Source organism: Actinoplanes sp. URMC 104 (genome assembly GCF_051386375.1).
Taxonomy (GTDB): domain Bacteria; phylum Actinomycetota; class Actinomycetes; order Mycobacteriales; family Micromonosporaceae; genus Actinoplanes.
This window is the reverse complement of the sequence record NZ_JBPQTO010000002.1, coordinates 2,161,875-2,181,295: the sequence shown is the minus strand read 5'-3', so window position 1 is coordinate 2,181,295 and position 19,421 is coordinate 2,161,875. Positions and strand designations below refer to the sequence as shown.

18 protein-coding genes are annotated in these 19,421 nt (G+C 71.7%); 6 read left to right on the top strand and 12 right to left on the bottom strand.

Annotated elements, in window-relative coordinates:
• Positions 1-46 precede the first annotated feature (46 nt).
• The 9 genes from ACSNN8_RS11210 to ACSNN8_RS11170 form a co-directional block, all read right to left on the bottom strand.
• Positions 47-1,486: a calcium-binding protein gene (locus ACSNN8_RS11210; protein WP_436648586.1), complete on the bottom strand. Its 1,440-nt coding sequence runs from the start codon at positions 1,484-1,486 to the stop codon at positions 47-49.
• Between the two features lie 17 nt (positions 1,487-1,503).
• Positions 1,504-2,868, bottom strand: coding sequence for a calcium-binding protein (locus tag ACSNN8_RS11205; protein ID WP_436648585.1), 1,365 nt, complete (start codon positions 2,866-2,868; stop codon positions 1,504-1,506).
• Between the two features lie 19 nt (positions 2,869-2,887).
• A complete protein-coding gene (locus ACSNN8_RS11200; RefSeq protein ID WP_436648584.1) occupies positions 2,888-4,033 on the bottom strand; it encodes a calcium-binding protein in 1,146 nt (381 codons plus the stop codon).
• Between the two features lie 95 nt (positions 4,034-4,128).
• The gene (locus tag ACSNN8_RS11195) at positions 4,129-5,268 is read right to left on the bottom strand and encodes a calcium-binding protein (RefSeq protein WP_436648583.1); all 1,140 of its coding nucleotides are present in this window, start codon (positions 5,266-5,268) and stop codon (positions 4,129-4,131) included.
• Positions 5,265-6,695: a calcium-binding protein gene (locus ACSNN8_RS11190; RefSeq protein WP_436648582.1), complete on the bottom strand. Its 1,431-nt coding sequence runs from the start codon at positions 6,693-6,695 to the stop codon at positions 5,265-5,267. Before ACSNN8_RS11190 ends, ACSNN8_RS11195 begins: the two co-directional genes overlap by 4 nt.
• Before the next feature lie 97 nt (positions 6,696-6,792).
• Positions 6,793-7,239, bottom strand: coding sequence for a hypothetical protein (locus ACSNN8_RS11185; protein WP_436648581.1), 447 nt, complete (start codon positions 7,237-7,239; stop codon positions 6,793-6,795).
• Positions 7,239-7,871, bottom strand: coding sequence for an HNH endonuclease family protein (locus ACSNN8_RS11180; protein ID WP_436648580.1), 633 nt, complete (start codon positions 7,869-7,871; stop codon positions 7,239-7,241). Before ACSNN8_RS11180 ends, ACSNN8_RS11185 begins: the two co-directional genes overlap by 1 nt.
• An 80-nt stretch (positions 7,872-7,951) precedes the next feature.
• Positions 7,952-9,679, bottom strand: a complete 1,728-nt coding sequence (gene leuA / locus ACSNN8_RS11175; RefSeq protein WP_436648579.1) for a 2-isopropylmalate synthase — start codon at positions 9,677-9,679, stop codon at positions 7,952-7,954.
• A gap of 190 nt (positions 9,680-9,869) precedes the next feature.
• Positions 9,870-10,640: a hypothetical protein gene (locus tag ACSNN8_RS11170; protein ID WP_436648578.1), complete on the bottom strand. Its 771-nt coding sequence runs from the start codon at positions 10,638-10,640 to the stop codon at positions 9,870-9,872.
• 250 nt (positions 10,641-10,890) lie between these two features.
• On the opposite strand from ACSNN8_RS11170, the gene ACSNN8_RS11165 reads away from it, so the two are divergent.
• From ACSNN8_RS11165 to cutA, 3 genes are read left to right on the top strand one after another with little or no spacing between them, the layout of a single operon-like run.
• Positions 10,891-12,156: an aspartate kinase gene (locus ACSNN8_RS11165; protein WP_436648577.1), complete on the top strand. Its 1,266-nt coding sequence runs from the start codon at positions 10,891-10,893 to the stop codon at positions 12,154-12,156.
• An 8-nt stretch (positions 12,157-12,164) separates the two neighbouring features.
• The gene (locus ACSNN8_RS11160; protein WP_436648576.1) at positions 12,165-13,220 is read left to right on the top strand and encodes an aspartate-semialdehyde dehydrogenase; all 1,056 of its coding nucleotides are present in this window, start codon (positions 12,165-12,167) and stop codon (positions 13,218-13,220) included.
• Positions 13,217-13,546 (top strand): divalent-cation tolerance protein CutA, encoded by a 330-nt coding sequence (gene cutA / locus ACSNN8_RS11155; protein WP_436648575.1) that lies wholly within the window; start codon positions 13,217-13,219, stop codon positions 13,544-13,546. The genes ACSNN8_RS11160 and cutA overlap by 4 nt, the downstream gene beginning before the upstream one ends.
• A 317-nt stretch (positions 13,547-13,863) precedes the next feature.
• Here cutA and pyrE read toward each other — a convergent pair whose 3' ends face one another.
• A complete protein-coding gene (gene pyrE / locus ACSNN8_RS11150) occupies positions 13,864-14,388 on the bottom strand; it encodes an orotate phosphoribosyltransferase (RefSeq protein WP_436648574.1) in 525 nt (174 codons plus the stop codon).
• Between the two features lie 92 nt (positions 14,389-14,480).
• Here pyrE and ACSNN8_RS11145 point away from each other — a divergent pair, with 92 nt between their 5' ends.
• From ACSNN8_RS11145 to ACSNN8_RS11135, 3 genes are all read left to right on the top strand, one after another.
• Positions 14,481-15,641, top strand: a complete 1,161-nt coding sequence (locus tag ACSNN8_RS11145) for an FIST signal transduction protein (protein ID WP_436648573.1) — start codon at positions 14,481-14,483, stop codon at positions 15,639-15,641.
• A gap of 2 nt (positions 15,642-15,643) precedes the next feature.
• Entirely contained in the window at positions 15,644-17,818 is a 2,175-nt protein-coding gene (locus tag ACSNN8_RS11140; RefSeq protein WP_436648572.1) for a putative bifunctional diguanylate cyclase/phosphodiesterase, read from the top strand.
• Positions 17,819-17,917: 99 nt separating this feature from the next.
• Positions 17,918-18,217 carry a hypothetical protein gene (locus ACSNN8_RS11135; protein WP_436648571.1) on the top strand — a complete coding sequence of 100 codons (300 nt, stop codon included), beginning with the start codon at positions 17,918-17,920 and terminating at the stop codon, positions 18,215-18,217.
• Positions 18,218-18,308: 91 nt separating this feature from the next.
• Here ACSNN8_RS11135 and ACSNN8_RS11130 read toward each other — a convergent pair whose 3' ends face one another.
• Together ACSNN8_RS11130 and ACSNN8_RS11125 are read right to left on the bottom strand one after the other, a co-directional pair.
• Positions 18,309-18,896, bottom strand: coding sequence for a DUF4190 domain-containing protein (locus ACSNN8_RS11130; protein ID WP_436648570.1), 588 nt, complete (start codon positions 18,894-18,896; stop codon positions 18,309-18,311).
• A gap of 66 nt (positions 18,897-18,962) precedes the next feature.
• Entirely contained in the window at positions 18,963-19,415 is a 453-nt protein-coding gene (locus tag ACSNN8_RS11125; protein WP_436648569.1) for a GatB/YqeY domain-containing protein, read from the bottom strand.
• Positions 19,416-19,421 lie beyond the last annotated feature (6 nt).

Genomic DNA, 19,421 nt, shown 5'->3' with positions numbered 1-19,421 from the left:
CGGCCGTTCCGCCCGGTGGGCGGAACGGCCGTTCGCTTGTGCGGGCTCAGGGATAGTCGACGAGGCGCTCGCAGTTCACGGGTGTGGTCTGCGGCCGCTGGGCGCAGACGTCCCCGGCCCCGGTGGCGTTCGGGCCGCCGTCCAGGATGCCGGCGACGGCGAGGACCTCGTCGTCACCGTTCTGGCCGTAGAGGCGGTTGGCGAACGACCCGGCCGTGAGGCGGTCGTTGCCGTCCCCGCCGTAGACCACGTTGTCGCCGTAGCCGGCCTCGATGGCGTTGTCGGCGGCGTTGCCGGTGATGACGTCGTCGCCGTTGCCGCCGTACACCTTCTCGATGTCGGCGCCGACCGTGTCGCCCTCGCCGGGCTGTCCGTCGTCGCCGGCCGAGCCGTCGAGGTCGACCCGCACGCCCTGCTCGTAGTTGAAGTACGAGACCAGGTCACGGCCCGGCCCGCCGAGGATCGTGTCGGCGTACTTCGGCAGGTCGTACGGCTCGTCGCCGTACAGGTTGTCGTTGCCGGCGGCGCCGCTGAGGTAATCGCGGCCGTAGCCGCCCTCGAGGTGGTCGTTGCCGGCGCCGCCCGCGATCACGTCGTTGCCCGCCCGGCCCAGCAGGATGTCGTCGGCCGCGCTCCCGATCAGGCGGTCGTTGCCGCTCCCGCCGACCACGCCCTCGACCGAGGCGGTCAGCGTGTCGCGCTCGCCCGCGGTGCCGTCGTCGCCGGCCACCCCGTCGGCGTCGGCCGTGACGCTGAGCTTGCGGTTCGTGTACTGGACGATGTCCGATCCGGCGCCGCCGACGAAGGTGTCGGCGTCCTTGCCCGCGGCGTACTGCGTCCAGTTGTAGAACTTGTCGTTGCCGTTGCCGCCGTCCTCGAGATCGTTGCCCGGGCCCCCGGTGATCGCGTCGAGGCCCTCGCCGCCGTAGATGCGGTCGTTGCCCGGGCCGCCGTCGAGGATGTCGTCGCCGCCGGCGCCCGAGATGGCGTCCGCGCCGTCCCCGCCCTCGATGCGGTCCCACCCCACCGAGCCGCCCCAGACGGCGTCGTTGCCCGGACCGGCTTTCACGTAGTCGCCGAGCCGGCCGCTGGTGATCCGGTCGTTCCCGGCGCCGGCGTCGATCGTCGCGCCCCGGATGCTGCGGTTGACGAGGGTGTCGTTGCCGTCGCCCAGGTAGGCGCGGACCCAGATCACCGGCCGTCCACCGGTGGGCGTACAGGTGATTCTGGTGGTGTCGCCGCTGACGGCCTTGCATCCGGCGCCGGCCTTGAGGCCGTAGACGTCGTCGATGGTCATCGTGTTGCCGTCGAGCGTGATGACGACGTTGTTGGCCTTGCCGGTCGCGGCGACGTACTTGACGACGTTCGTCTCGACGATCGAGACCACGCCGGTCGTGGCGGCCTGGGCGGGCAGCGCGACGGCGCCCGCCCCGGCGATGGCGATCAGGGTGAGGCCGGTACGAGCGGCCAGACGTTTGCGTGACATGGATACCCCCGTGTGGTTCAGAGCAGGACGCGCTCGCAGTTGATCACGACGATGTCGGGCCCGTTGCGGCAGATGTCTCCGGCCGCGGTCCGGTCCGCGCCGCCGTCGAGCCGGCCGTTGCCGTCGAGCTGGTCGTCGCCCGCCCCGCCCGAGATGACGTTGGCTCCCTGCCAGCCGTCGAGCACGTTGTCGGCCGCGTTGCCGGTCAGGCGGTCGCTGCCCTCACCGCCGGAGAGGTTCTCGACGTCCGCGCCCACGGTGTCCTTCTCGCCGGCCACGCCGTCGTCGCCCGTCGCGCCGTCGAGGTCGACCACGAGCGGCTTGGTGTACCAGCTGTACGTGACGGTGTCCGTGCCCGCGCCGCCGAGCAGGGTGTCGGCGGCGATGGGCGCCCACTCCGGCATGTCGCCCTGCAGCTGGTCGTCGCCGGCGGCGCCGTTCAGATAGTCGCTGCCGCCGAGCCCCTCGAGCACGTCGTTGCCCGCGCCACCGGCGATCACGTCGTTGCCGGGCCCGCCGATGAGGTGGTCGGCACGCGGGGTGCCGATCAGCCGGTCCTTGCCGAAGCCGCCCGTGATGCCCTCGACCGAGGCCCCGATCGTGTCCTTCTCGCCGGCCGCGCCGTCGTCGCCCTTGACCGCGTCCGCGTCCGCGGTGACGGCCTTGTTCCGGAAGTCGTAGTGGACCGTGTCGGTGCCGGTGCCGCCGATCAGCGAGTCGGCGTCCGCGCCGGTCGGATCGACGTCCTGGCCGAGGTAGTCGTTGCCCGCGCCGCCGTCCTCGATGTCGTTGCCGAGGTTGCCGTACAGCTCGTCGAGGCCGTTGCCGCCGAGCAGGCGATCGTTGCCCCGGCCGCCGAACACCTTGTCGTCGCCGTCACCGCCGGAGACCGCGTCGGCGCCGTCCGAGCCGTGGAGGTTGTCGTTGCCGCCGAGCCCCCAGAGCGCGTCGTTGCCGAGCCCGCCGTCGAGGATGTCGTTCCGCGACCCGCCGGTGATCTTGTCGTTTCCCGTGGAACCTTGCGCGGACAACGACAGGTCGGTCTTGTTGACCAGCGTGTCGTTGTAGGTGCCGAGGTAGACGCGGACCCACGTCGGGTCGACCTTGGCGGTGCAGCGGACCTTCGTACGGTCGCCGCTCACCGCGGCGCAGCCGGAGCCCGCCTTGATCGCCACGACGTCGTCGACGGTCACCGTACGGCCGGAGCGCGTGACCACGACGTTGTGGGTCTGCGCGCCGGCCGACCGGTACTGGACGATCTTGGCGTCCACGATCGACACGACGCCCGTGGTGGCCGCGTCCGCCGGCATCGCGACCACGCCGATGCCGGCCGCGGTGAGCAGGCCCAGACCGGCCCGAGTCGCCCAACGCCTCTTGTTCACGTGTGTCTCTCCCCGTGGCTCAGCGCGTCCCGGCCGCTTGGCGGCGGAGCGCGAGGTGCTCGGCGACGACCGAACCGTCGCCGTACTCGCAATTGATCGAATAGCCGCCCTCGTCGGCGGAGTCGGGGCAGTAGTCGCGCCCGGCGCCGCCGTCCACCTTGTCGATGCCGGCCCCGGCCCACAGGGCGTCGTCACCGGCGCCGGCGAGAAGCGTGTCGTTGCCCCCACCGCCGTCGAGGGTCTCGGGACGGGCCGTGCCCAGGAGCCGGTCGTCGCCGTCGCCGCCCCAGATCTGCTCCACGGAGGCGCCGATGGTGTCCTTCTCGCCCGCCGCGCCGTCGTCGCCCTTGACCGCGTCGGCGTCGGCGGTGACGGCCTTCGACCGGTGCCAGTAGAGCGCGATGTCCGAGCCGTCGCCGCCGATGAACGAGTCGGCATCGGTGCCGGGGGCGTAGTCGGTCGCCTCGACGAAGAAGTCGGTGCCCGCGCCGCCGTCCTCGATGTCGTTGCCCTGGTCGCCCTGCAGGTGGTCGTCGCCGGGGCCGCCCTCGAGCCGGTCCGCGCCGGGACCGCCGTAGATGGTCTTGTCGTTGCCGTTGCCGCCGAGCAGCTTGTCGTCGCCGGTGCTGCCGGAGAGCACGTCGTTGCCGTCGCCGCCGGAGACGGCGTCGTTGCCGCCGTCGCCCCGCAGCACGTCGTTGCCGGCGAGACCCCAGACCGCGTCGGCGCCGTCGCCGGCGTACACGTCGTCCTTGAGCGGGCCGCCGGTGATCTTGTCGTTGCCGGAGCGGCCCCAGGCGGTCATGCCCAGGCCGCTGTTGTTGACCAGGGTGTCGTTGCCGTCGCCCAGGTCGGCGCGCACCCACACGGGGACGACCCCGAGCGAGCAGCGGATCTTCGTGGCGTCGCCGCCGACCGCGGAGCAGCCCGCGCCGGCCCTGAGGCCGTGGACGTCGTCGACGGTGACCGCGTTGCCCGACCGGGTCACGACCACGCTGTTCGCCTTGCCCGTCGCGGCGGTGTAGACCACGACGTTCGAGCTGACGACCGAGACGACGCCCGTCGACGCGGCCTCGGCCGGCAGGGCGATCCAGGCGGCGGCCGACACGGCGGCGGCGCCCACGACGGCCGTGCCCACACGCAGGGACTTCTTGGCGAGGTTCACCGTCGCATCCTTTTCGCTTTCCGCCGCCGGAGACCGCACCGCCGCCCCGGCCGGAGTGGCCGAGGCGGCGGACGAGACGAGCGTTTGCGGCTCGGTTACTTGTTGCGGGCCATCTTCAGGTACTCGACGATCGAGTGGTCGGCCGCGCGCTCCTTGGTGGACGCCTTGGCCGACGGCTTGCGGGACGCGGCGGCCGCGGAGGTCGGGTCCGAGAAGTCCTCGCAGCCGATGATGGTGTCGAGGCCCTCCACCGCGTCCGGGCAGTAGTCGTAGCCCGCGGCGCCGTTCAGCAGGTTGGTCTCGCCCAGCTCGCCGAACAGGATGTCGTCGCCGGCGCCGGCGGCGATGGCGTCGTTGCCGCCACGGCCGAGCAGGGCGTCGTTGCGCGCCGTGCCGAGCAGCTTGTCGCCGCCCTCGCCGCCGCCGATGCCCTCGATCGTGCCGCTGATCGTGTCCTTCTCGCCGGCCGCGCCGTCGTCGCCGGCAACGCCGTCGGCGTCGGCGGTGACGGCCTTCTTGCGGCCCTGGTAGTCCACGGCGTCCGCGTCGGCGCCGCCGATGAAGACGTCCGAGTCGGTGCCGTTGGCGAAGTCACCCGACTGGAAGATCTCGTCGTTGCCCGCGCCGCCGTCGTAGCGGTCGTTGCCCTGCTGGGCGTAGAACGTGTCGTCGCCGTTGCCGCCCAGCACCTTGTCGTTGCCGGTGCCGTCCGCCAGCGAGTCGACGCCGTCGCCGCCGGAGATGGCGTCGTTGCCGGCCTCGCCGCGCAGCTGGTCGTTGCCCGCGTTGCCCCAGAGCGAGTCGGCGCCGTCACCGGCGTACACGTCGTCCTTGAGCGAGCCGCCGGTGATCTGGTCGTTGCCGGCGCGACCCCAGGCGGTCATGCCCAGGTTGCTGTTGTTGACCAGCTTGTCGTTGCCGTCGCCGAGGTCCACGCGGACCCAGACGGCGCCCGTGCACTTGATCTTGGTCTTGTCGCCGCTGACGGCCGAGCAGCCCGAGCCCGCCTTGAGGCCGTAGACGTCGTCGACGGTGACGGTGGTGCCCGAGCGGGTCAGCACGACGGTGTTGGCCTTGCCGGACGCGGCGGTGTAGACGACCACGTTCCCGCTGACCTTGGAGACGGTGCCGGTCGTTGCAGCCTCGGCCGGGATCGCGAGCCACGTCACGCCCGCGACGGCGGCGGCGCCGAAGACGCCCACTCCGGCTCGGATGGCGGTCTTGCGCTTGTTCACGGCTGGTTCCTCTCGCAGTTAGCGATCTTGTCGGAATCGTCGGTCTGGCAGATGTCGGTGGCGGCGCCGCCGTCCACCCGGTCGCCGGGGCGGCCGTCGACCACGTCCAGCGAGTCGTCGCCGGCGCCGCCGGAGACGGTGTCGATGCCCTCCTCGCCGGTGAGGGTGTCGTTGCCGCCGAGGCCGTACAGGGCGTCGTTGCCCAGGCCTCCGTAGACGGTGTTGGCGGCGGCGTTGCCGGTGATCCGGTCGTTGCCCCGGCCGGCCCCGACGTCCTCGACGTCGGCGCCGACGGTGTCCTTCTCGCCGGCCACGCCGTCGTCGCCCTTGGCGCCGTCGAGGTCGATGACGAGCGACTTGGTGTAGTCGGAGTAGTCGACCCGGTCGTGACCCGGGCCGCCGAGGATGGTGTCGGACGCGGGCGAGTCCCCGTACGAGAGGTCGTCGCCCTCGAGGACGTCGTCGCCGGTCGCGCCGTTCAGGTAGTCGCGGCCGTCGCCGCCGATGAGGACGTCGTTGCCCGCCCCGCCGGCGATCACGTCGTTGCCCGCGCTGCCGATCAGGATGTTCCGGGCGGACGTGCCGATCAGCCGGTCGGCCGCGTCGCCGCCGTAGATGATCTCGACGGTCGTGCCGATCGAGTCGTGCTCGCTCGGGTAGCCGTCGTCGCCGGTGACGCCGTCCGCGTCCGCGGTGATCGGCTTCGGGCGGCCCAGATAGATGACCGTGTCGTCGCCCGGTCCGCCGGCGATGCGGTCGGCGTCAGGCCCGGTCGGCTCCACGCCCTCGTCGAACGAGTCGTTGCCCGCGCCGCCGTCCAGCACGTCGTTGCCCTCGAAGCCGGTCAGCGTGTCGTGCCCGTTCCCACCGTAGATCCGGTCGTTGCCCAGGCTGCCGGTCACCGAGTCGTCGCCGTCGCCGCCCGAGAGGGCGTCGCTGCCGGCGTGGCCCTCGATGAGGTCGTTGCCGCCCAGGCCCCAGATCGAGTCGCTGCCGTCGTCGCCGTAGAGCAGGTCGGCGCCCGGGCCGCCGGTGATGCGGTCATTGCCGGTGCCGCCGTCCGCGCTCAGGCGCAGACCCGAGTTGTTGACCACCGAGTCGTTCTTGTCGCGCAGGTAGACCCGCACCCAGGTGGGCGCGGACTTGGTGGTGCAGCGGACCTTGGTGCTGTCCCCGGACACGGCCGAGCAGCCGGCGCCCGCCTTGATCGACACGACGTCGTCGACGGTGACCGTGTTGCCGGCGCGGGTGAAGACGACCTTGTTGGTCTTCCCGGTCGCGGCGGGGTATTGCACGATCGTCGAGCTCACCACGGCGACGGTGCCGTTGGTGGCTGCCTGAGCGGCCGGCGTCGCCACGACGCCGACGGCACCGGTGGCGAGCAGGGTCAGGGCAGCCCGGGCGGGCCAGGACGACAGGCGGGGCAAGGGGGCTCCTTGTGGCTGACGCTCGAGGGGGATGCGCGAGCCACAAGATCATAGGACGCTACGTGAGCGTTCTGCTGTCCCGATCCGGCCTCGGACCTCAACCTTCCGGACGATTCAGGATGCCCACTACGACAGCATGAACGGCATCGATGTCCGAGGGGTCCCTGAGTACGGCCTTGGCGCCGGTCACGGCGTACCACTCGTCGGCGTCCTTGTACTGCACGCGGACGATGACCTCGCTGTCGGCCATCTCGGTACGCAGAGTGAGGTCGCCGGTGACGACGCCCACCTCGTCGGTCATCACCCCGCCGGGCCCGGCGACGATGTCGGTGCTCTTCGGCTCCGGCTCGGCGGCGGCCGGCTTGGCGGCGGCCTTCCGGCGGGCGCGCTTCTTCGGCGGCTCGGCGGCCGGCGGCTCGGCGGCCGGCGGTTCGGCGGCCGGCGGTTCGGCAGCCGGCGGTTCGGCGGCCGGCGGTTGGGCGGTCTTCGTCTCCTCCGGCGGCTCGGCGGCCGCGGGCACGGGCTCCGCGGGGGAGGTGGTCATCAGCACGTCTCCAACATGTCGTCGAGCGCCGCCTTCTCCTTGGTGGTGACCGTCAGCTTCCACCTGGTCTTCACCGCGATCCAGTCCTGCGCGTACTCGCACCAGCTGCTGGACTGCGTCGGCTTCCACGTCGACGGGTCCTGATCGCCCTTTGCCCGGTTCGAGCCCGCCGACACCGCGATCAGCTGCGGATCGTCGAGATCGTTGGCGAACTCCTCGCGCTTGGCCGTCGTCCACTTCGCGGCGCCCGAGCGCCAGGCGTTCGCCAGCGGCACCACGTGGTCGATGTCCACCTTGGTCGGGGAGTTGAGGACCTTGCCGTCGTAGAAGCTGGTCCAGGTGCCGGCGACCACGTTGCAACCCGACGTCTTGACGTTCTTGCCGTCCCGCTTGAGCACGGAGTCGCGTACGTCGCAGTTGTCTCCGGTGGTGCGCCAGTGCGGGAACTTGTCGCGGCTGTACTTCGCCATCGTTCCGGCCCTGGCCACGGTCAGCGCGTCGAGCTGTTTGCGCGAGGTGGCCGCGTCGGTCGTGGGCTTCGGTGTCGGGCCGCTCGGCTGAAGCGTGACGCCTTCACAGCCGGCGAGCAGGAGCAGGGCGGTGGCGAGAACCAGGGGGGTACGAGGGGGCACGCTCCCCAGCGTAGGAGGAGCGTGCCCGATCTGCCCCAGTCGTACCCCGTGAGTGGATCATCCCGCGGGGCGGGCCCGACTCAGTGCCCGCGGTTGACCGCGCTGGCGATCGCCTTGATCGAGGCGCTCACGATGTTCTCGTCGATGCCGACGCCCCAGACCGTACGGTCGCCGACCTCGACCTCGACGTACGCCGCGGCCTGCGCGTCGCCGCCCGAGGTGAGCGCGTGCTCGTTGTAGTCCAGGACCCGCGCGGTGATGCCCAGCGGCTGGATCGCCTGCACGAACGCGTCGATCGGGCCGTTGCCGACGCCCACCAGCGGCCGGCGCTGACCGCGGTGGAAGATCTCGACGTCGATCTCGACCTTGCCGTCGCGGATCGAGGTGGAGTAGTCCTCGATGGTGAAGGCCTTGGCGGTCTGGTGCTCGACGAGGTACTCGCCGGCGAAGATGTCCCACATCTCCTGCGGGCTGACCTCGCCGCCCTCCTCGTCGGTGTGGTGCTGCACCACGCCGGAGAACTCGATCTGCAGCCGCCGCGGCATGTCGAGCTTGTGCTCCTCCTTCATGATGTACGCCACGCCGCCCTTGCCGGACTGCGAGTTGACCCGGATGACCGCCTCGTAGCTGCGACCCAGGTCCTTGGGGTCGATCGGCAGGTAGGGCACGCCCCAGGTGAACTTGTCGATGTCGACCCCGGCGGCGTCCGCGTCGGCCTGCAGCGCCGCGAAGCCCTTCTTGATCGCGTCCTGGTGCGAGCCCGAGAACGCGGTGTAGACCAGATCCCCGACGTACGGGTGGCGCTCGTGCACCGGCAGCTGGTTGCAGTACTCGACGGCCCGCTTGATCTCGTCGATGTCGGAGAAGTCGATCATCGGGTCGATGCCCTGCGAGAACAGGTTGAGGCCCAGCGTCACCAGGTCGACGTTGCCGGTGCGCTCGCCGTTGCCGAACAGGCAGCCCTCGATGCGGTCGGCGCCCGCCAGCAGGCCCAGCTCGGCGGCGGCCACCGCGGTGCCGCGGTCGTTGTGCGGGTGCAGCGACAGGATGACCGAGTCGCGCCGCGGCAGGTGCCGGTCCATCCACTCGATCGAGTCGGCGTACACGTTCGGGGTCGCCATCTCGACCGTGGCGGGCAGGTTGATGATCAGCGGGCGGTCCGGGGTCGGGTCGATCACGTCGATCACGGCCGAGCAGATCTCGAGCGCGTAGTCCAGCTCGGTGCCCGTGTAGGACTCCGGCGAGTACTCGTAGAAGATCTCGGTGTCCGGGGTGTGGATCTCGGCGTACTTCTGGCAGAGCCGCGCCCCGGTGGTGGCGATGTCGGTGATGCCGTCCTTGTCCAGGCCGAACACGACCCGGCGCTGCAGCGTGGACGTCGAGTTGTAGAAGTGCACGATCGCGCGCTTGGCGCCACGGATCGACTCGAACGTGCGGTCGATCAGGTGCTCGCGGCACTGCACCAGCACCTGGATGGTGACGTCGTCGGGGATCAGGTCCTGCTCGATGAGCTGGCGGACGAAGTCGTAGTCGGTCTGGCTCGCGGCCGGGAAGCCGACCTCGATCTCCTTGTAGCCCATCTGCACCAGCAGCATGAACATGCGCCGCTTGCGCTCGGGGGACATCGGGTCGATCAGAGCCTGGTTGCCGTCGCGCAGGTCGACCGCGCACCAGCGGGGCGCCGCCTCGACGTGGCGCGCCGGCCAGCGGCGCTCGGGCAGGTCGACGGCGAACTGCTTGTGGTAGGGAACGTAGCGCTCGAACGGCATCTTGCTGGCACGCTGCGACGCAAAGGCGTTCTCGGACATGTGGAACTGCTCCAAAGGAAGACGAGACGAGAGGGCGGCGCGCGTCAACTCCGCGACGAGGTGCCGGCCTGGGATGGGGCCTCGTCGCGGCAGCGAAGAAGAAGGAACGCCTGCCACATGTCGCAAATGACCCTACGTGATCGGCTGGGGCGTTGCCAGCCGTACGCCCGGATGGTGGGAACGCCCCGCCTCAGGCCGACGGGACCACCGCGGACGGCTGCTGAACGACCGGCGGCGGGCTGTCCATGCCCATCGGCGGGCCCGCCACCTCGGGCCCCGGCAGCGGCACCGTCGCGGGGCCGTCGATCTGGCTCACCATCTTGATCGAGCCGAAGCCGACCCGGGCCGCGGTGAGCACCCCGTCCTCGGCGTAGCAGTAGATGCCCACGTCGACCGGGTCGGCGAGCGAGGCCGAGATCGAGTCGACCGAGTAGCAGGCGCCCTTCGCGCCCGCCAGCAGCGGCGCCTCGGCGACCGCGAGCCCGGCCTGCCGGTCGGTGAACACGCTCAGCCACTGCCGGAACAGCCGCTGGACCCTCGGGTCGTAGTCGGCGGGCACGCGCTTGCCCGGCCGGGCGACCTTCACGCAGGTGGGGGTGATCGGGTTGGCCTGCGAGCCGAGCGTGCACTGGAAGACGCCGGCCGCCGTCGAGACGATCGTGACGTCGGCGGTGCCGCCCAGCGCGCCGCCGCCGACATCGACCCGCCAGGTGCCGTCCTTGCCGACCGTGGCGACGACGTTGCGCGTCCGGCCGTTGCCGTCGTCGAAGGAGTAGAGGGCCGCGTACGCCTTGTCCATCGCGAGCGCGGCGCGGGCGGCCAGCTCGCCGCGCGCCCGGGAGCCGGCGTCGGTCAGCGCGGAGGAGGCCGAGGCCGAGGGCGGCGCCGCGGGCTCACCCTGCGACGCGTCACCGCACGCCGCGACCCCGAACACCGTCAGGGCAGCCGCGGACAGGGACAAACCGCGTCGAGACATCGAGGGTGGGCGCACCGAGACATTCTCGCCTCTCCCGGCCGTATCGCCCCGGCTGCGGGGCCGATCGGGCTTCGGCGTGTCGCGCGTGTCCGGCGCTGCGGAGCGCCCACAGGCAGCGCGAAAGAGGCCGGATTCTGGGATCGGCTGTCGGAGTGGGTCCGGGGCGCGGCTACTGTGGGGGCGATTGTCCTCCGCCGGCGCCGCCGGTACGCACATCCTGAAGGATTGGTTCGCCGTGGCATTGGTGGTGCAGAAATACGGTGGCTCGTCGGTCGCGACCGCCGAGCGCATCAAGCGCGTCGCCGAGCGCATCGTGGCGGCCCGCAAGGGCGGCGACGACGTGGTGGTCGTGGTCTCCGCGATGGGCGACACCACCGACGAGCTGATGGACCTCGCCAACCAGGTCAGCCCGCTGCCGCCCGGCCGCGAGCTCGACATGCTGCTCACCTCGGGCGAGCGCATCTCGATGGCGCTGCTCGCGATGGCGATCCACAACCTGGGCTACGAGGCCCGGTCCTACACGGGCTCGCAGGCCGGCGTGCTGACCACCTCGACGCACGGCAAGGCGCGCATCATCGACGTGACGCCCGGCCGGCTGCGCGGCGCGCTCGACGAGGGCGCGATCGCGATCGTCGCGGGCTTCCAGGGCGTCTCGCAGGACACGAAGGACATCACGACGCTCGGCCGCGGCGGCTCCGACACCACGGCGGTGGCGCTGGCAGCCGCGCTGCACGCCGACGTCTGTGAGATCTACACCGACGTGGACGGGGTCTTCACGGCCGACCCGCGCATCGTGCCCGACGCGCAGCACATCAAGCAGATCACGTACGAGGAGATGCTCGAGCTCGCCGCCGGCGGGGCGAAGGTGCTGATGTTGCGATGCGTGGAGTACGCGCGCCGCTTCAAGGTCCCCATCCACGTACGCTCTTCCTACTCGCACAAGCCTGGCACCCTGGTCACCGGATCGATGGAGGACCCTGACGTGGAACAAGCGCTCATCACCGGGGTCGCGCACGACCGGAGCGAAGCGAAGATCACGATCGTCGGCGTGCCCGACGAGCCGGGCTCCGCGGGCCGCATCTTCGACACGGTGGCCCAGGCCGAGATCAACATCGACATGATCGTGCAGAACGTGTCGACCGAGGGCACCGGGCGCACGGACATCTCGTTCACGCTGCCCAAGGCCGACGGCCCGACCGCGATGGCCGCCCTCGACAAGATCAAAGAGCAGATCAAGTTCAAGAGCCTGCTCTTCGACGACCACGTCGGCAAGGTGTCGCTGATCGGCGCGGGCATGCGGTCGCACCCGGGCGTCGCGGCCTCCTTCTTCGCGTGCATCGGCGAGGCCGGCGTCAACATCGAGATGATCTCCACGTCGGAGATCCGGGTGTCGGTGGTCTGCCGCGACAGCGACCTCGACACCGCGGTCCGAGCCGTGCACGACCAGTTCGAGCTGGGCGGCGGCGAGCAGGCGGTGGTCTACGCGGGCACCGGCCGGTAAGCCGGGCCATGGCGCAGCCCACGCTCGCCGTCGTCGGTGCCACGGGTTCCGTCGGCACGGTCATGCTCGAGCTGCTGTCGTCCCGGCGCAACGTCTGGGGCGAGATCCGGCTGATCGCCTCGTCGCGGTCGGCCGGCAAGGTGCTGAGCTGCCGCGGTGAACAGCTCACCGTGGCCGAGCTGACCCCCGAGGCGTTCGACGGCGTCGACGTCGCGATGTTCGACGTGCCCGACGAGGTGTCGCTGCAGTGGGCGCCGGTGATCGCGGCCCGCGGCGTCATCGTGGTCGACAACTCGGCCGCGTTCCGCATGGACCCCGACGTGCCGCTCGTCGTGCCCGAGGTCAACCGCGAGGTGCTGCGGCACCGCCCGCGCAACATCGTCGCGAACGCGAACTGCACGGTGCTGGCGATGATCATGGCGATCGCGCCGCTGCACCACGAGTACGGGCTGCGCGAGCTGGTGCTGGCCTCCTACCAGGCCGCCTCCGGCGCCGGGCAGGTCGGCGTGGACACGCTGCACGACCAGCTCAGCAAGGTGGCCGGCGACCGGCTGCTGGGCTCGCGGCCGGGCAACGTACGCCAGGCGGTCGGCGACGACCTGGGCCCGTTCCCGGCGCCGCTCGCGCTCAACGTGGTGCCCTGGTCGGGCGCGCTGGAGCCGCTCGGCTGGTCGTCCGAGGAGCTCAAGCTGCGCAACGAGTCCCGCAAGATCCTCGAGCTGCCCGCGCTCAAGGTGTCGGCCACCTGCGTACGGGTCCCGGTCGTCACCGGGCACTCGATCGCCGTGCACGCCGTCTTCGCCTCCGAGGTCGACGCCGAGGGCGCCCGTCAGGTGCTGCGCAACGCGCCCGGCGTGATCCTGGTCGACGACCCCGAGGCCGGCGAGTTCCCGATGCCGATAGACGCGGTCGGCACCGACCCGTCGTGGGTGGGCCGCATCCGCCGCGCCATGGACGACCCCCGCGCGCTCGACCTCTTCGTCACCGGCGACAACATGCGCAAGGGCGCCGCGCTCAACACGGTGCAGATCGCCGAGCTGCTCGCCGCCGAGCTGTCCAAATGACCCGGCCCGACGTCGTCGAGGTCGTCATCACCGCGGCCGACCCGTCGTGGCTCGCGGAGTTCACCCGCCGCCTGGTCGACGACCGCCTCGCCGCGTGCGGCCAGCAGGTCGCCGCGATCCGCTCGATCTACCGCTGGGACGGCGCGGTCCACGACGACCCCGAGGCGCGGGTGGCCCTGCACACGCGCGCCGACCTGGTCGACCGCATCGTCGAACGCGCGAACGCCGAGCACCCGTACGACGTCCCGTGCGTGCTGGCCCTGCCGGTGCTCGCCGGCAACCCGGCGTACCTGGACTGGGTACGCCGGGAAACGCTGAAAGTCTGACCCTCCGGTCGCGCGGGCGACTGTTGCCGCGCCGGGTCACGCGCAGACTGGCCTGGTGTCGCGACCGGGCTTCCCGTGGCTGCGCGTGGCGGTGCTGGTGCTCCTCGCCTGCACGGCGGCCCTCGTGCTGCGGCTGTTCACGACCTGATGTTCCTGCTGGCCTGGGTGCTCGTCCCTCGAAGATGCGTATGAGCGGGGAGTTCTGCGGCAGGTGGGATGGTCTACGAGTTCCGCCACCTCCGCCTTGCCGAGCGCCTGCGCTCTGATGCCTCGGTGCAGGGCAGCGGCTCCACCACCCCGCACCACGACCATGGGATCTAGGCGGCGGCCTCGAGGTCGGCTCGGGTCAGCAGCGCGCGCAGCTGGATGCCTTCCTCGGAGAGGGCCTGGGCGCCGCCCTCCTGGCGGTCGATCACGCAGAGCGCGTGGTCGACGTGCGCGCCGAGCTTGCGCAGGTCCTTCGTCGAGATGACGACCTGGCCGCCGGAGGTCACCACGTCCTCGACCACGAGCACCCGGCGGCCGGCCACCTCGGCGCCCTCGGCGAGCCGGGCGGTGCCGTACTGCTTGGCCTGCTTGCGGACGAACGCGGTGGGCAGCTTGGCGTGCCGGGCCAGCGCGGTCACCACCGCGATGCCGCCCATCTCGAGTCCGGCCAGCACCTCGGTGCCCTCCGGGATCAGCACGGCCATCTGCTCGGCGAGCCGGTCGAGCAGCTCGGGGTCGGCCTCGAACTGGTACTTGTCGAAGTACTCGTTCGCGATGCGGCCCGAGCGGAGGGTGAACTCGCCGGTCAGCCGGCTCACGGCGCGGACCTGCCGCGCGAGGTCAGAGTCAGTCACAAGACACTAGCCTGTCAGGCCGCTCCCGGACACCGGACAGCACCCCGCATGCAACCACTCAGCAACCGACAAACCGTGCCGATCAGAGGATCATGCAGAGCATCCTGCACCGGTGGTTCGGCGTGGGCCAGAGCAGCGCACCCGACTCGCGCAAGGCGGGGTCCGAGGCGGCGGCGGAGGCGATCGGCGGCCGGGAGACCAAGGCGGTGTTCGTCTTCGCCTCGGTGGCTCACGACCTGCCCGCGCTGCTCTCGGGCGTACGGCTCGAGTGCGGGCCGGACGCGGAGATCGTCGGCGCCACGACCATGGGCGAGCTGGGCAGCGCGGGCACCACCAGCGGGGGCGTCGCGGTCGCGGCGCTCGGCGGCGACGGCTTCACCGTGCAGGCGCGGGCCGCCCGGATCAGCCGTAACGACCCGCGGGCCGCGGGCGCGGCGGCCGCCGAGGCGCTGCACGGCCTGGACGACGAGAACCAGGTGCTGGTGCTGTTCGCCGACGGGCTGTCCGGGCAGCCGCACGAGATCGTCCGCGGGGCGTACACGGCGGTCGGCGCGGGGGTTCCGCTGGTCGGCGGCTTCGCGGCGGACGACCGCAGGTTCCAGCAGACCTACCAGTTCATCGGCGACGAGGTGCTCACCGGTTCGGTGGTGGGGCTGGCGCTCGGCTCGGACGGGCCGATCGGCATCGGGGTGGCGCACGGCTGGCGCCGCATCGAACCGCCGATGGTGGTCACCAAGAGCAGCGGCCCGCACATCTACCAGCTCGACGGCGAGCCGGCGCTGGATGTGCTGCTGCGCCGCAACAACCTCGAGGGCTCGGCGGATCAGCTCTTCAACGGCGGCCGGGCGCTGCAACCCCTCGGGCTGTCGCGCCGCAGCGGCGAGGACATCCGCGTCATCCACGCCGGCGACGACGAGGCCCGTACGGTCTGGGGCACCGCAGACGTGCCGCAGGGCGCGCTGGTCTGGCTCATGGAGGGCGACCGGCAGGCGATGCTGGACGGCGCGGCCTGGTCGTGCACCGAGGCGATCGCCCGGCTCGACGGCCTGCCGCCGCTGGGCGTGCTCGCCTTCGACTGCGGCGGCCGCTGGGCCGGTCTCGTGGAGGGCGGCATCGAGCAGGAGATCCAGGCGATGCGTACGGCGTTGAGCGACGCGCCGTTCGCGGGCTTCTACACGCTCGGTGAGATCGCCCGGGTCCGTGGCGCGCTCGGCACCCACGCGCTGACCCTCGTCACCCTCGCCCTGGCCTGACCATGGTCTCCTGGTCGACGCATCAGCTCACGGAGTACTTCACCGCGGTGAACGCGGCCGAGGACGAGGTATCGGCCATCGCGGACGCCGTCGAGCGGGCGACCGAGATGGTCGAGGCCGAGGTGGGCGCGGTCGTCCGCGAGGGGCAGGTCTTCGGGGCGTACGGCTTCGGCCCGATCATCCCCACGACCGCCCTGCACGAGGTGGCCGCCGGGCAGCCGATGCTCGCCGTCCCGTACGTCGGGGAGCTGCACGCCGTCAGCAACCCGCTCGGCGCCGAGAGCGGGGACGCGCTGATCGTGGCCCGCCTGGCCGAGCCGTTCGACCCGGCGGAACGCCAGATGCTGCGCGGCATGGGCCAAGTCCTCGGGCTGGCGCTGCGCAGCATCCGGGTGCTCGCCGCGGAACGTCACCTGCGCGCCGAGAAGGAACGGCAGGCCACCACGGCGCAGACCCGGCAACGCCTGGTCGAGTCGCTGCTGACGATCCAGCGGGCGATCTCGGCCCGGCGGCCGCTGCCCGAGATTCTCGACGCGGTCACGAGCGGCGCGGCCGACCTGCTCGGCGGCGCCACGGTGACGCTCATGCTGGCCGAGGGTGGCGCGGACCGCCGGCTGACCGTCGCCTCCACCTGCGGGGACGGCGAGTCGCCGCCGGAGAGCCTGGCCCGCGCGGCGATGGCGGGCGGCACGGTGGTGGTGCGCCCCGACCGCAACGGCTGGATGATCGGCGCCCCCGTGCGGGTCACCGGCGAGATGGCCGGGAGCCTGGTGGCGCACCTGCCGGGGGTGGCCGGGCAGCAGACCGAGCAGCGCGACCAGCTGGCGGCCTTCGCCCAGCAGGTGAGCCTGGCGCTGACCGATGCCCGTACGGTCGAGGCGGTGCGCGAGGCGCACCACGACCCGATCACCGGGCTGCCCAACCGTGCGCTGTTCCTCAAGATCCTCAACCGCGTGCTCGCGTCGCGCGGCACCGACTCCGACCCGACCAGCGTGCTGTTCATCGACCTGGACCGGTTCAAGGCGGTCAACGACAGCCTCGGCCACGACGCGGGGGACCAGCTGCTCGCCCTCGTGGCCCGCCGGCTGCGGGGATGCGTACGGGCCAGCGACACCACCGCCCGGCTCGGCGGCGACGAGTTCGCCGCGCTGCTGCACGACTCCCCGGCCGAGTCCGCCGAGGTCGTCGGCGAGCGCGTCGTCGCCGCGATCAAGGAGCCGTTCCGGATCGCCGGCCGCGAAATCTTCATCGGCGCCAGCGTCGGGATCGCGATCTCGCGCGAGGCCGAGGAGAAGTCCGAGGAGCTGCTGAACAACGCCGACGTGGCGATGTACCGCGCCAAGAAGGACGGGCCGGGCCGGGTGCTGCTCTATCAGCCGTACATGCACGCCGAAGCGCTCGACCACCTCAGCCTGCGCGGCGACCTGCAGCGAGCGCTGCGCGAGGGCGAGTTCCGCCTGCAGTACCAGCCGCTGATCCGGCTCGCCGACGGGCGCCCGGCCGGGGTGGAGGCGCTGATCCGCTGGCACAGCCCGACGCGGGGGTTCGTCTCGCCGGTCGACTTCGTCCCGATCGCCGAGGAGTTCGGCCTGATCGCCGACATCGGACAGTGGGTGCTCGAGACGAGCGCCGTGCAGGTGGCGAAGTGGCGGCGCGACTTCCCCGACCTCGGGCTCAACGTCAACGTGTCGGGCCACCAGCTGATGCATCCGCGGTTCGCCGACAACGTCATGCGCGCGCTGGCCGTGGCGGGCCTGCCGTCGAGCGCGGTCACGCTCGAGCTGACCGAGTCGGTGCTGATGAGCGAGCCCGACCTGGGCAAGTCGGCGCTGAACCTGTTGCGCGGGCTCGGCGTGCAGCTGTCCATCGACGACTTCGGCACCGGCTATTCGTCGCTTGCCTACCTGCGCGAGCTGCCCGTGGACGAGCTGAAGATCGACCGGGCGTTCATCGCGCGGGCCGAGCTCACCGGGGAGGATCTGGCTCTGGTCCGTACGATCGTCGAGCTCGCGCAGATCCTCGGCCTGCGGGTCGTGGCCGAGGGCATCGAGAACGCGGCGCAGCTGGCGGCGCTGCGCGGGCTGGGCTGCGGATACGGCCAGGGCTACCACCTGTGTCCACCGACCGACGTGGACGCCGTGCCCGAACGGCTGTCCGGGGCTCCTGTCAACGTCTAGTCACCCGTTGGCGTACTTGATCACCGCTCTACCGCATGCGGGATCCTCTAGGGGTACTTTTCGGCTAATTAGTACATAAACCCCGGAAGGAAAATAACGGTGACACCCTTCGCGTTGCTCTTCCTCCTAGCCCTCGCCGGCTCCTCCTGCTTCGCCCTGGGCCGTGCCCTCGGCCGGGGTGAACGCTACGAGAAGGGATACCGCGAGGGCTTCCGCGACGGTGAGACCGGCTCGCTGGCGCGCGCCGCCCGGCTGATCCAGCTCAACGACCGTCCGGCCATCGCCCCGGCGGTCGAGTCGATGCTGGGCCCGTACGCCGTGCCGCAGCAGCAGCTCCCGGGCCGCAGCGTCGGACCCGCCGTGACGGCGGTGCCGGTGCGACCCCAGCTGGCCCTCTAGGCCCGCGATCGCCGCTGTGGGTCGCCTGAATCAGAACCGGAGAAGTGCGGGGGTACGGCCTGAGGCCGTGCCCCCGCTGCTTTGTGCGGGCTCAGCTGGTCAGGAGGTGGGTGATCGCCATGCTCAGCGCGACGCCGGCGAGCAGGCCCAGCAGACCCAGCGTGAGGGCCAGTTTGCCGTGACGTTCGCGGCGGTAGAGCGCCACCGCGCCGAAGACGATCGCGAGCGGTCCGACGAGCGTCGGGAACAGCAGCGAGACGGCGGCCAGCACGAACGCGACGATGCTGAACGGGTTGCCGGTCCGGCGCGCCGCCGCCTGCGGCGCCTGCATGCTCACCAGATAGGGCGGCGGCTGGGAGCCGTACGGCGGGGGAGCGGGCGGGGCGTAGGGCGGCGGATACGCGGCCTGCTGATACGCGGCGGCGGGCGGCGGATAAGCGGCCTGCTGATACGCGGCCGGCGGAGCGACGGGCGGCGGGCCGGCGACGTGCTGACCGGGCACCGCGAAGGTCGCCGTCGCGTCGGTGGCCCAGGCCGGCTGCTGCCCGGCGCCCGGCCCGGGGGCGGCCGGCCAGGACGGCGGGTGCTGCACCGGCGGGTACGAGGCGACCGGCTGGCCGCAGTTGCCGCACCAGCCGTTCGGCTCGGATGCGGCCGAGCCGCAGTTCGTGCAGGTCATGGACGCTCTTCCTCCGCGGTTGCAGGTCGATTGCAGCAATCGACCCGCAACCTGCGGACCTGAGCTTTATCCCAGTTGCTTGCGGACCTCGGCGGCCACGCGCCCGCCCTCGGCGCGGCCCGCGACCGCGGCCTGCGCGGCCTTCATGGCCGGGCCCATCTGCCCCTTGCCCGTGAAGCCGCCCGCCGCGAGGGCCTGCGCCACCAGATCGGCGATCTCGTCGTCGGTCAGCTGCCGGGGCAGGTAGCGCTCGAGCACTTCGTCCTCGGAACGCTCCTTCGCCGCCTGCTCCGCCCGGCCCGCGTCGGCGAACGCGGTGGCCGCCTCGCGACGCTTCTTCGACTCCTTGGTCAGCACCGCGAGCACCTCGTCGTCGGAGAGGTCACGGGCCTGCGATCCGGCGACCTCGGCGTTGCGCACGGCGGCCAGCGCCATCCGCAGCGTCGCCGTGGTCAGCTCGTCGCGACCCTTCATCGCGGTGTGCAGATCATCGTTCAGGCGGTCCTTCAGCGTTCCCATGGACGG

Bases quoted from the DNA above. Each gene is read 5' to 3' on its own strand.
- ACSNN8_RS11125 (WP_436648569.1), bottom strand. From the start codon at position 19,415: ATGGGAACGCTGAAGGACCGCCTGAACGATGATCTGCACACCGCGATG.
- ACSNN8_RS11160 (WP_436648576.1), top strand. From the start codon at position 12,165: ATGGCGCAGCCCACGCTCGCCGTCGTCGGTGCCACGGGTTCCGTCGGC.
- cutA (WP_436648575.1), top strand. From the start codon at position 13,217: ATGACCCGGCCCGACGTCGTCGAGGTCGTCATCACCGCGGCCGACCCG.
- ACSNN8_RS11130 (WP_436648570.1), bottom strand. From the start codon at position 18,896: ATGACCTGCACGAACTGCGGCTCGGCCGCATCCGAGCCGAACGGCTGG.
- ACSNN8_RS11185 (WP_436648581.1), bottom strand. From the start codon at position 7,239: ATGACCACCTCCCCCGCGGAGCCCGTGCCCGCGGCCGCCGAGCCGCCG.
- ACSNN8_RS11210 (WP_436648586.1), bottom strand. From the start codon at position 1,486: ATGTCACGCAAACGTCTGGCCGCTCGTACCGGCCTCACCCTGATCGCC.
- ACSNN8_RS11145 (WP_436648573.1), top strand. From the start codon at position 14,481: ATGCAGAGCATCCTGCACCGGTGGTTCGGCGTGGGCCAGAGCAGCGCA.
- leuA (WP_436648579.1), bottom strand. From the start codon at position 9,679: ATGTCCGAGAACGCCTTTGCGTCGCAGCGTGCCAGCAAGATGCCGTTC.
- ACSNN8_RS11140 (WP_436648572.1), top strand. From the start codon at position 15,644: ATGGTCTCCTGGTCGACGCATCAGCTCACGGAGTACTTCACCGCGGTG.